The organism is Flavobacterium bizetiae, assembly GCF_902804475.1.
GTDB lineage: Bacteria > Bacteroidota > Bacteroidia > Flavobacteriales > Flavobacteriaceae > Flavobacterium > Flavobacterium bizetiae.
The window spans coordinates 1-11,530 of the sequence record NZ_CADCSU010000072.1 but is presented as its reverse complement, the minus strand read 5'-3'; the positions used below and the strand labels follow the sequence as shown (position 1 = coordinate 11,530).

The 11,530-nt window shown below is 34.7% G+C and carries 14 protein-coding genes; 4 read left to right on the top strand and 10 right to left on the bottom strand.

From position 1 onward, the window contains the following. The first annotated feature begins 88 nt into the window (after positions 1-88). A complete protein-coding gene (locus FLACOL7796_RS08170) occupies positions 89-229 on the top strand; it encodes a DUF2256 domain-containing protein (RefSeq protein ID WP_173970318.1) in 141 nt (46 codons plus the stop codon). A 4-nt stretch (positions 230-233) separates the two neighbouring features. Here FLACOL7796_RS08170 and FLACOL7796_RS24665 read toward each other — a convergent pair whose 3' ends face one another. From FLACOL7796_RS24665 to FLACOL7796_RS08155, 4 genes are all read right to left on the bottom strand, one after another. Beyond that, positions 234-566: a hypothetical protein gene (locus tag FLACOL7796_RS24665; protein WP_232067331.1), complete on the bottom strand. Its 333-nt coding sequence runs from the start codon at positions 564-566 to the stop codon at positions 234-236. A gap of 31 nt (positions 567-597) precedes the next feature. Beyond that, positions 598-1,950, bottom strand: coding sequence for an FAD/NAD(P)-binding protein (locus FLACOL7796_RS08165; protein WP_232067330.1), 1,353 nt, complete (start codon positions 1,948-1,950; stop codon positions 598-600). 279 nt (positions 1,951-2,229) lie between these two features. Continuing rightward, positions 2,230-2,655, bottom strand: a complete 426-nt coding sequence (locus FLACOL7796_RS08160; protein WP_173970317.1) for a DUF2141 domain-containing protein — start codon at positions 2,653-2,655, stop codon at positions 2,230-2,232. Positions 2,656-2,674: 19 nt separating this feature from the next. Next, on the bottom strand, positions 2,675-3,733 hold the full coding sequence (locus FLACOL7796_RS08155) for an NAD-dependent epimerase/dehydratase family protein (RefSeq protein ID WP_173970316.1): 1,059 nt from the start codon (positions 3,731-3,733) through the stop codon (positions 2,675-2,677). 214 nt (positions 3,734-3,947) lie between these two features. On the opposite strand from FLACOL7796_RS08155, the gene FLACOL7796_RS08150 reads away from it, so the two are divergent. Further along, on the top strand, positions 3,948-4,496 hold the full coding sequence (locus FLACOL7796_RS08150; protein WP_173970315.1) for a TetR/AcrR family transcriptional regulator: 549 nt from the start codon (positions 3,948-3,950) through the stop codon (positions 4,494-4,496). Between the two features lie 23 nt (positions 4,497-4,519). Here the strand turns inward: FLACOL7796_RS08150 and FLACOL7796_RS08145 are convergent, their stop codons facing one another. The 4 genes from FLACOL7796_RS08145 to FLACOL7796_RS08130 all read right to left on the bottom strand — a co-directional run bounded on the left by FLACOL7796_RS08145 (position 4,520) and on the right by FLACOL7796_RS08130 (position 8,363). After that, positions 4,520-4,972, bottom strand: coding sequence for an Lrp/AsnC family transcriptional regulator (locus tag FLACOL7796_RS08145; protein ID WP_173970314.1), 453 nt, complete (start codon positions 4,970-4,972; stop codon positions 4,520-4,522). Positions 4,973-5,197: 225 nt separating this feature from the next. Then, a complete protein-coding gene (locus FLACOL7796_RS08140; protein WP_173970313.1) occupies positions 5,198-6,190 on the bottom strand; it encodes a bile acid:sodium symporter family protein in 993 nt (330 codons plus the stop codon). Positions 6,191-6,248: 58 nt separating this feature from the next. Next, the gene (locus FLACOL7796_RS08135; RefSeq protein ID WP_173970312.1) at positions 6,249-7,280 is read right to left on the bottom strand and encodes a methionine synthase; all 1,032 of its coding nucleotides are present in this window, start codon (positions 7,278-7,280) and stop codon (positions 6,249-6,251) included. Between the two features lie 30 nt (positions 7,281-7,310). Beyond that, a complete protein-coding gene (locus FLACOL7796_RS08130; RefSeq protein WP_173970311.1) occupies positions 7,311-8,363 on the bottom strand; it encodes a DUF1852 domain-containing protein in 1,053 nt (350 codons plus the stop codon). A gap of 267 nt (positions 8,364-8,630) precedes the next feature. On the opposite strand from FLACOL7796_RS08130, the gene FLACOL7796_RS08125 reads away from it, so the two are divergent. Continuing rightward, complete coding sequence (locus FLACOL7796_RS08125) at positions 8,631-9,260, top strand: nitroreductase family protein (RefSeq protein ID WP_173970310.1); 630 nt, start codon at positions 8,631-8,633, stop codon at positions 9,258-9,260. Positions 9,261-9,422: 162 nt separating this feature from the next. Here the strand turns inward: FLACOL7796_RS08125 and FLACOL7796_RS08120 are convergent, their stop codons facing one another. Further along, entirely contained in the window at positions 9,423-9,770 is a 348-nt protein-coding gene (locus FLACOL7796_RS08120; protein ID WP_173970309.1) for a winged helix-turn-helix transcriptional regulator, read from the bottom strand. A 105-nt stretch (positions 9,771-9,875) separates the two neighbouring features. On the opposite strand from FLACOL7796_RS08120, the gene FLACOL7796_RS08115 reads away from it, so the two are divergent. Next, positions 9,876-10,619 carry an SDR family oxidoreductase gene (locus FLACOL7796_RS08115; RefSeq protein ID WP_173970308.1) on the top strand — a complete coding sequence of 248 codons (744 nt, stop codon included), beginning with the start codon at positions 9,876-9,878 and terminating at the stop codon, positions 10,617-10,619. A gap of 207 nt (positions 10,620-10,826) precedes the next feature. On the opposite strand, the gene FLACOL7796_RS08110 is transcribed toward FLACOL7796_RS08115, so the two are convergent. Then, positions 10,827-11,207: a hypothetical protein gene (locus FLACOL7796_RS08110; protein ID WP_173970307.1), complete on the bottom strand. Its 381-nt coding sequence runs from the start codon at positions 11,205-11,207 to the stop codon at positions 10,827-10,829. Positions 11,208-11,530 lie beyond the last annotated feature (323 nt).

The window sequence follows — 11,530 nt, the reverse complement described above, 5'->3', positions numbered from 1 at the left end:
GTATTACAATCTTAATAGACATAATAAATTTATAATTTGGATATAACAGCACACAGAAGGTTTAATATTTAAAACAGTTTTCCTTTTAATGCAAAAAGTAAAAAAAGAAAATCTGCCCAGTAAGATTTGCCCAGTTTGCAATCGTCCTTTTTCGTGGAGGAAGAAATGGGAAAAAGTATGGTATGAAGTTAAATATTGCAGTGAAAAATGCAGAAAAAATAAAGTTTAATTTATCAATCTTTCAAAATATCTTTTACTATGCGCAGAGAAGCAGCTTCAGAAAAATCTAAACCGGAATAATCGGGATTTAAACCTCCGATATAAGGCACGGCCATAATGTATAATTTTTTATTATATGCTCCATATTGATCCATAATTTGAAAATTGTCATTAATAGCTATTCCTGAAACATTCAAAAAATAATCGCCGTTTTCATCTTTCTTAACTTTCTCAGGATCTGTGGTAAACGCAGTCTGCCCTAGCTCTGAAGATTTAAATTTTAAACGCGCCGGACTAATCGCTTTTTGATCAAGCAGACTCTTGAAAGGGAAATCATCGTAAGACAAATGAGGCTGTCCTACACAGTCTACAAATGTTTTATAATATACAGACCCTCTGATTGTTATTGGTATCCACAAAATTATATAGAATCCCTCCTCCGTTTTGCGGCTCAACAGTACTGTCATCGCCAACAGGAACAAGATCTAAAACACCAGCCTGATGCAGAGCAAGCAATTCTTCACAAGATTTTTGGGGAACAAATGCAATTACAATGGAAATAAGCGGCATAAGAACTTTTTGAAGTCGCTGCATATCTTCTGCCGAAAAATATTTGGCGGGATGATTCATCGCAAAACTTAGTACAGCAAGCATTTCTTTCCAGTAAATTGATTCCTGTCTTTTGATAGATTTCTCAGCCTGAACGTATTCAGCTCTTAAAAGCTGGAAAGGATCAAGACGTTCACGCAGTTCCATCATATCAGTTACAAAATCTTCAATTGAAAAATCTTTAATTCGCTGATAAAATTCTGGATCTTTTTCAATAAATATTTCTTTAAAATCCTTTTCAAAAATGAAATCAAGGGATAAAAATCCATCATTACTTTTTCTGTGCAGATCTATTTCTTCCTTAGTTAACAAAGAGTCGTTTGAAAGATGTGAATCTTCTAAATGAAAACGAACAGCAGGAAGCATACCGCTTCTGAAATGCATCATAATTTTAAAATCTGTACTCTCTGGATTTAATTTGAATTTAAGGTTGTCTTCGGAATCCTTTTCAAATAATCCGTTGTTCCTTGCCATTGTTCTTATGGCATCAATCGCCGTCAAAGAAGATCCTTTTATAGCAACTGGATGATTAAAATGCTGTATTAATTTTCGGGGCGGATATGGCGCATCATAATAACCGGGAACTTTACCTTCATAACGTATCGGCCAGTTATGTCCTGTGCAGATTACCGCAAAATCAAATTCATGATTACTGCCCTTTGTAGTTTGCACCGTTACGGTTTGATTTTTAATATCGTAATTAATATCAGTTATAGTGCTTTCAAAATGCACAGCTGTAGCAATTCCCGCTTTCTTCCCTGTTTTACGCAATATTTCAAACTGCGCAGCAAGATAACTTCCAAATAGAAGTCTCGGTACGACTTTATACTCATTAAATTGATCCGGTTTAATATTATATTGTTCAAGTAATTCGGCAGGTGCCGTATAAATCCAATCCGACATCGAAGATACTATATGCGGCACTTCATTATCGGATACATTGGTGATATGCTCTATATTTGCCCCTTCGGTGCTGTAAGGCATTCCAGATCCAAGCTCCTTTTTTTTTTCAAAAATTGTAATCTCAAAATCATTTGAACCGGATTCTACCAATCTCGTATAAACAAAAAGACCGCTTGGACCTCCACCTAAAATTGCAATGCGCTTTTTTTTACTTTTCATTTCCATTGATTTTTTGATTTTATTACTTTAATTATAAAAATTCAGAAGCTGTAGGATTATTTATAATTGAATGAGATAATATAAAAATTATTATCTTTTGTAAATTATAAAATACAAATATCAAAAACCACGGAAGCAAGTAGTTACATGATTCAAAAATGAAATTATATAATTAAAATAATAACTTAAATGCTTGAAGACTTAGGATGAGTTATCTCATTTGAGGTGCTTCCAATTTTATTTACAGTCTTTCCAATTCCAATCACCGACAAAGGTTTTCTATTTCCCAATCAATGCAATACTAGTTTTAGCATACTGGCTAACTGCAATTTTCACATCATCAAAATCAGGCGCTGAGAATTTTGGCTTATAATTTTTAGAAAATCCAAATCCTTCTGTCGGATAACCAATTATACTTCGGTCACATTTTCCGTTACCATTCACGTCTTGATACACAGCAATAGCATAATCACCATCTGGCAGATTTTTGAACGTATAGACCAATTTATTTTCCGCAGCTTTTACTTTTGCAGTGGCAATTTGTGACGCATGATCAAGAAAACCTTTCTCTTTATCATACAATCCAAAAAAAACATATCCTTTACCAGGTTCCACGCCCGTTACTTCAACACTTAAACTATGTTGCGCAAACATCGACGAATTAACTGCTGCCAGTATTATCAGGCTTATCATTTTAATTTTCATAAGTATTATTATTTAGAATTTACAATAAAGCCTTTTCTAGTTTTTTTTCATCTGATTGATTAAAAAAGTGATTCAACTCTTTGAAATTTCCATTTTTATAAGCGTGATAAGGTTCTGATTGTGAGAGCAGCCATTTCTTTATAACATTTCTAAAAAGGAAAGTGATTTTTTTCTGTAAAGGATGAATTTTCTGGCGGACTATATCGAAATAATCCTTCAGATTTTGTTGTCGAAAACCTAGAATATTATCTAAATCATCACCATCTTTTAAAATACCACAGTGAAAATTTTTCTCTGCAAACGCTTTTTTTGGAAAATCAACTTTCCCTAAGCCAAATTCAGCAAACATTTTGTCTAGAAAATATTGATATAAAATTACGCAGTCCTCTCCCCCTCCCAAGTTGAATATTTGCTTTTCTAATTTTTTATGATGTTCAATTGCTTTAGCAAAAGCTCTTCCGGTATCTTGTGGAGTGCAGATTTCCATAGGCGTTTCCAATGGCATGTGGAACATCAATTTGGATATTTTATGGTTTCCCATAATCGCAGCCAGGCGAAAAATACTCCAAGATAATTTGGATTGTTGAATCAATGACTCGCACAGCACCTTTGTTTCCCCATACTTATCACCGGGACTGGGCTGTAAAATATCAGTGATACTTATTTCGGGATTTTTCATCCGATCACCATAAACCGAAATGCTGGAACTAAAAATCAAATAACAATGTGGCGAATTTTTCTCTAAGGCATAAATAAGATTTTCTGTGCCTTTTACATTGACACTGTTAGCCAACTCTGGATTTATATCCGCAAGAGGTGGAATAACCGCCGCTAAATGAATAGCAAAATCCTTATTATGAGCAGCTTTCAGTACTTCGTCTCTATTGCAGATATCTCCATACACAATCTCAACACGAGATCTAAAAGGAGCCAGTTTTTTAACCGTTTTTTGGTTTTTTACATCAAAAACCGTTATTTCATAATCTGTATGCTGAACTAAATGCTGCAAGGTTTCTAAACCAACAGTTCCAGATGCACCAGTTAGCAGTATTCTTTTTCGTAAAGTCTTATTTTCCATTTTTTTTAATTTAATAATCAATCCTTCTATCTTTAATTTTTAAAGAAGAGCTATATTTGTGATACAATATGTTCCATATTTAGCTTTGTGTTCTTTTAAAGATCACTATGTAAAGCTATTGAAGAGAAATATATTTGTTGTTTCAAAAAAGGCTATTGCTGTGCATTAACGAACAAAAACAAGCGTTTTTGTAGCGTATATAAAAAAAATTGTGATGGATTTAAGAAAAGACAGAAGGGTTCAGTATACTAAAAAAGTGCTGCGTGAGCAACTATTCAGTTTACTGCAGGAGAAGGAACTCAGCGAAATTACTATTTCCGAATTGTGTAAAACAGCCGATGTTAACCGCAATACATTTTACAGACATTATAATATTCCACTGGATATACTTCTTGAAATAGAAGAAGATGTTTTTGAAAAACTATCTGCGGTTTTGCGTAAAAGCACCAATATGGACGATGTGATACTGCTCAGCTGCCAATTACTGGAAAGCGATAAGCAGATGAGTAAAATTGTGTTTACCAAAGCGGATGGAAGCGGAATTCTATCGCGAATACTGAGAAGTGTCCGGAATAATTTTCCGGTTGAAAATCAAATAGAACTTACTGCCGAAGTAAAGCCTTTTGCTGAAATGGCATACCAATTTGGAGAAAAAGGAAGTATTGCTGTAATCAAAAATTGGATAGAAAATGATTTCGCTATTCCTGCTGAAAATATTGCTCAAATGATAAGTTATCTGGTAAATAAGCTCAATAAATTATAGCAATTTCCATAAGCCATCGCAAACTATCCGTAGAGATTTTTTATCTCCGACATAACAAAGGTACTTTGGGTACTCCCTATACTTTCAACTGATCCTAATTTATTAAACACAAAATCCTGATAATGCTTCATGTCTTTGGCAGAAACTTTCATTAAAAAATCGTAATCACCAGAGATATTGTAACATTCTACAACTTCTTCTATTTTCATAATATCACTAACAAACTGATGGCCAATATTACGATCGTGCTGTTTAAGTTTGATATTACAGAAAACGATAAAACCTCTGTTTAGTTTTTCGGCATCCAACAAGGCTATATATTTTTTAATATAACCATTGTTTTCCAATCTTTTGATCCGCTCAAAAACAGGCGATGCCGAAAGATTTACCATTTTAGCAAGCTCTTTTACAGTGTATTTAGAATTATCGTGAAGTATATTTAATAACTGAAGATCAATATCGTCTATTTGTTCCATAAAATATTACTTTAAACAGGTTTAATTTATTTTTAAATCAGAATAAAATTCTTCAAATATAACCAAAAACAATACAAAAATCTTATTTCACTCAAGTTAAAAACATAAAACACTGCAACCTTCATCTTAACAGTATAAAAATCTAAAAAGTATTATTTTATAGCAGGGAGCGTTATCTTTAGTGCCCTTTATCGAAAAAAGATAAAGGGCAACTTCATAAAAAAATTATACTTCTTTTCGTCGGGCCATACCCTGAGCGATGATACTGGCGGCAATCAATTGTAAGGCATGGTAAAGCATGAGCGGCAGCAATACGATACCGGTAATGGTACTGTGCTGAAAAAGTACTTTTGACATAACAGTGCCGTGTACCAATGACTTTTTAGATCCGCAGAATAAGACAGTAATACGATCTTCATCTGAAAAACCAAGCAAGCGGCTGATTAGTCCGACACAAAAGAATACTGCAAAAAACAACGCCATCATCCCTGCCGCGAGTCCGGCAAGTTCAAGGGCGGTGAAACCCTCAAAAAGATGTTCGGAAAATGACTTGCAAAACGACGTGTAAATAATGGTTAGAATAACCGCCTGATCGAAATATTTGAGCTGTTTCTTATATTTTTCGGCCATGGCTCCTAAACGGGAATTGAGGCTTATACCAATGATGATAGGCAACAATACTTGAAGAATCAGCTTTATGACGATTTGAGTAACATCAAAATCGCCTTTTGCAGAAGCTATAAACAGCCCAACCCAGAGCGGTGTAACCACTACTCCGATCAAACTGGAAATGCTTGCATTGAAAATGGCCGCGGGAATGTTTCCCTTGGCGATCGAAACCATGACCACCGAAGAGGAAACTGTAGACGGTAATGCTGCCAGAAAAAATACACCCAGCCAAAGCAGCTCGAAGCCGTTATTGACAAACAACGGGCGAAATGCTAAAACAATAAGCGGAAAAAATAAAAAGGTGGTCAACTGAACGACAATGTGCATTTTCCAATTCGAAAGTCCAGCTTTTAGTTTCTCAACACTCAGTCGCATGCCATAAAACAAGAAAATAAAGGAAACACCGGCATTGGCAATCTCCTCCAGCGAAACAGGTTCTTTGATCATACCTGGCTTTGGCAAAAAATAAGCCATCAAAATCATAGTGGCGATCATTAACAGGAAACCGTCGAAACCTGCTTTTTTTAATACTTGTAATAATTTATTCAATGTGTTTTAAATATTATTTCTCCGTAGAGGCACGGACTTCATTATTAATATATTGAGACTAAATCCCAAGTTCTTTGCGTATAATTTCTGCTCCTGCGCTTAAAGCACTTAACTTGCCTCTGGCTATGTTTCGGGATAGCGGGGCCATACCGCAATTTGTAGAAGGGTAAAGATTTTCGGCATCTACAAACTCAAGGGCTTTACGCAGGGTAGCAGCTACTTCTTCTGGCGTTTCAATAGCATTGGTTGCCACATCAATAGCACCTACCATTACTTTTTTGCCCCGAACAAGTTCCATTAAATCTAAAGGTACATTGGAGTTGTGACATTCTAAAGACACTATATCAATTTTAGATTTTTGAATTTTCGGAAAAATTTCTTCGTATTGTCGCCACTCTGAACCTAATGTCTTTTTCCAATCAGTATTTGCCTGTATTCCATAACCATAGCAAATATGAACCGCAGTTTGACAGTGTAAACCTTCAATAGCTCTTTCTAATGCTGCCATTCCCCAATCGTTTACTTCATCAAAGAACACATTAAATGCAGGTTCATCAAACTGGATAATATCTACCCCTGCGTCCTGAAGCTCTCTTGCTTCTTCATTGAGTGCTATCGCAAATTCCCACGCCAATTTTTCACGGCTTTTATAATGGTCATCGTATAAAGTATCGACCATTGTCAGCGGACCTGGCAATGCCCATTTTATAGGCTTATTAGTTTGTTTACGTAAAAATTTAGCATCTTCAACAAAAACTGCTTTTTGACGTGCAACTTCACCTACCACCACCGGAACACTCGCGTCATAACGGTTACGGATTTTTACTGTTTTACGATTTTCAAAATCTACACCGCTTAAATGCTCGATAAAAGTCGTTACAAAATGCTGACGTGTCTGCTCGCCGTCACAAATAATATCCAGATCTGCCAATTGCTGTTCCTGCAAAGAAATGCGTAAAGCATCTTGTTTTCCTTCAATTAGCTGATCACCTTCTAATTTCCATGGTGACCAAAGTTTTTCGGGTGGTGCAAGCCATGCAGGTTTAGGTAAACTTCCAACAATAGAGGTAGGTAATAATAATTTCTTCATAATAGTATAATTTTAATGCGTTGTAATCAATTAAAGGGCAAAATTAGCAGACCATTGTTCCAGGAGACTTTTGTAAGGTTTAATGAAATGCTCTTCTGCATATTTACCCTGTTCAACAGCTAGTCGGCTGCGCTCTTCGCGGTCATAATCCACACGAGTTAGTGAATAATCTTCGTGTTTAAGAGTTGGTTGATAGATTTTCCCGGCCACTGAATTTGCATTGTAAATTTCAGGGCGATAAATCTTTTGGAAAGTCTCCATCGTACTAATTGAGCTGATTAGTCCAAGATCAGTATAATCAGCAAGCAGATCTCCGGAATGATAAAAAGCCATCGGTGCTACACTATTAGTAGGCATGAAAAAACGAACCTTTAAGCCCATTTTAGAGAAATATTCATCAGTGATAGAATACTGATCCTGCAGATACTCAAAACCCAGAACCGGATGCTGATACTCAGTACGAGTATACGTTTTGTTGCTCGATACACTTAGACAAATGATCGGTGACATCTTGAAGTGCTCTTTATAAGTGGCTGAACTCACAAAACACTTATAAAGTTTTCCGTGCAAATCACCAAAATTTTCAGGAATACAAAAATTAGGTTTGTTTTTATTGTGCTCGATCAATAAAATACTGAAGTCATAATCACGAACATAAGACGAAAAATTATTTCCGGCAATACCTTCGATATGCTGGTTAGTCTTGCGGTCAAAAATATTCGTTTTTAAAACTTCAATCAGCGGCAGATTGTTAATACTATTCTTATCGTCAATACTCATCGTTACTGTGATGATTTCAAGTTCTACAAGATAACGATCAGCTTTTGGATTATCTATATGAGCCAATGCATTGAATCGATTGTTAATCATATTTAATGCATTACGTAAGTTTTGTTGGCTATTACATCCTCTGGCCAGGTTTGCAAAATTGGTTGTCAAACGCGTTTCGCTTGAGGGGTGATAGTTTTCATCTAAACAAGTGCTCTTTAGTGTGAATGCAAAATCATTCTGGATTGTATTATGGGTGTTTTCAATATTTTGCTTTTCGTTTATTCCCCTATCTTCTTGTATGTTCGCTTTCATCTGATGATAATGTTTAGTTTTTTTACCCTGCAAATTTGAATATAAAAGATTAAATATTTTTATTTATGCATAAATTCAGTTAATTATTCTTTTAACATACAACTTCAAAGATTATTAATCTTCAAACAAATATAATAATGAAGGAAAACAGATAAATATTCTTTTGTGACCGAAGATGATTGACCTGGAGTTTCTCAGAGCGCTTTAAAAACTCGAAAAAGAAAACAATATCATTTATATTTGCCAAAAATTAAGACAGACATAGCAATGAATTTGATAGAAAATTTAAAATGGCGCTACGCCACAAAAGCTTACAATAACATTAAAGTAACAGAAGAAAAGGTCGATCAGATCTTAGAGGCTATAAATCTTTCAGCATCTTCTTGTGGTCTGCAATCTTACCGTATTTTTGTTGTAAGCAATCCGGAAATTCAAAAAAAATTAGGTGCTGATTCGTATAATGGACAGATTAGCTCTTGCTCCCATTTGTTGGTTTTTGCTGCACTAACTGACATGTCTCCGACTTACATTGACGATTATATGACAATGACAGAAAAGCAAAGAGGTCTTGATGCTGGTGCCTTATCAGGATTTAGAAATGGACTGCATTCCTATTTCAGCACTATTAACGCAGAACAAAAAGCCCATTGGGCGGCCAAACAGGCTTATATTGCACTAGGAACAGCGCTTATTGCTGCGGCAGAATTGAAAGTAGATGCCACTCCTATCGAAGGATTTAATGCCGCCAATATCGATGCCGTTTTGGGTTTGAAAGAAAAAGGGCTGCACTCTACAGTTATCCTCGCTTTAGGATATAGGGATTCGGAAAAAGACTATATGGCGGCTACGAAAAAAGTTCGTTTGCCTATAGATGAAATGATAACTAAAGTTTACTAATAGTATTAGTTTACAAAACCATAAAAGACAGAAACTACATATAATAAGCAAATAACTTCAAATCATCTATAAAAGATGTTGAAATTGATGCTGTTACTGTCACAAAAATTAAAATCCCATTTCTAACGAAATGGGATTTTTTTATGTCTTTTTCGGTATCTGTTAACCGTCAATAATAACTTTTCGGTGTTTTAATCCCCATTCTGCAAGATCATTTATGATCGTTTTTAATGTCAATCCATACTCCGTTAGCTGATAATGGATTGTAACAGGCTGCGTATCGAGAACTGTGCGTTTAATTAATTTATTTATTTCCAAATCCCTTAATTCCTTGCTTAACATTTTGTTGGAAATCCCGTTTACGTCATTTAAAATATCTGTAAATCTTCTCTTGTTATGATAACAGATCGATGAAATTATGGAAATTTTCCATTTTCCATTCAATATATCCATTGTATCATGGACTGCCATTATCTCTTTTCTGTGCTCAACCTGACATTCGTTACTCATAAGTTACTTTGTTACTCAAACGTTACTGTTACTTTTGGTTACAAAGTAACAAAAATAAACTTAACTAAATTAACTTTGCTCGTATAAATTTAAAATATTAAAAAAATGAATTTCACAAATAAAAATGTTCTCATAACAGGCGGAACTACAGGAATTGGGTTAGCAACAGCAAAAGAATTCATAAAATCAGGCGCTAACGTTTGGATCACTGGAAGAAACAGCGAGAATCTTAAAAATGCAGCTGACGAAATTAACAATCCTAATTTAAAAACTATAATGGCTGATACTGCCAATTTATCTGATCTTTCACTATTAGAAAAAGCTTTTGCAGAAAGCGGGGATAAATTGCATACTCTTTTTTTAAATGCAGGAATCGCAACATTTAGTTCAATAGAAGAAGTAACGGAGGCTGATTTTGATGCACAGTTTAATACCAATGTCAAAGGTCATTTCTTTACACTTCAGAAACTGCTTCCTCATTTGGCAGAAGGTTCTTCGGTAATTTTTACTTCGTCAACTGTTGCGACGGCGGCAAATTTAGGAAGTAGTATTTATTCGGCTACAAAAGGAGCATTAAATAAAATTGCTCAAATCGCAGCAAACGAATTAGCCGGAAGAAAAATTCGTGTCAATATTGTGAGTCCGGGTCCGGTTGCTACACCAGGCCTTCATAAAGCTGTACCTGAAGGCGCAAAAGAATTTCTGGCCAGTGCTACTGCTATGCAGAGATTAGGCGACCCTGCAGAAATCGCAAAAACAGTATTATTTCTTGCTTCAGATGATGCAAGTTTTATTACCGGAACAGAGCTTTTAGCAGATGGAGGCTACATAAATTATGCTCTAAAATAAATTCATTCCCGGTTGCTAAATAACCAGATCGCGCGGATTTATAATCAGTGCCCGTAAAGTATACACTAACATATTAAAAAATTCAATTTTTATTAATATTTAGGAGCGGGCACAGATTACAAGTCCGCGCTATCGTTTTATATATTTGAGTGATCGAATTTGTAAAAAAAGCCAAAAAACGAACTAATATTTGAAAAACCGTTGTTGCTAAATAATCTCTTCCAGCTTATAAACCTCTCCCCACTTATTTTGTAAGCGTCTATCATAAATATTAAAGGCAATAATTGAACTGTCTTTTTCGCTAGACAATCCGGTAAATGTCCAAAACAAATCCTCAAACTTACAAACCAAATATCCTCTATCATTAAATGAATAGTCTCCAACAATGTTAAAATTCTTTAAATGTTCAACATCGTTCTCATCCATAGGACGAAAGGCATCAACGACCTTTTTTGTTAGCTCAACTTTACCATTCTCAAAGAACTCTAGTTGATTTTGGTAGATGATACAAAAAAACAAACCACCTGCATGAAGATCAGTATTTGCGATTAAACCTGACTGATACTTTTTATTCATTTCTATTTTCATTAGTCCATTATTAATTAATCATGATAATAAAAAGTTAAAGCCTTTTTAATATTGTAGTATTTTTATTTATTTTTGGCTCGCATTAACATTTAACTATTATAGTAATAATTACCAATTAAAATTATTAAAATTCACACTACTAACCGCCAAAACCTCACAAAAAAATTATGAATTTCATAAAATCAAGTCGCTACACTTCAGCAAACCTGTACCAAAAGGTGCTATTACAATTTCTATTTTAGAATCTACAATCTTACTTAAAAACAAATTAAAAAACTAATGGCATTTTTTTCTATTATTCAAAAAATAGAATAGAATATAAT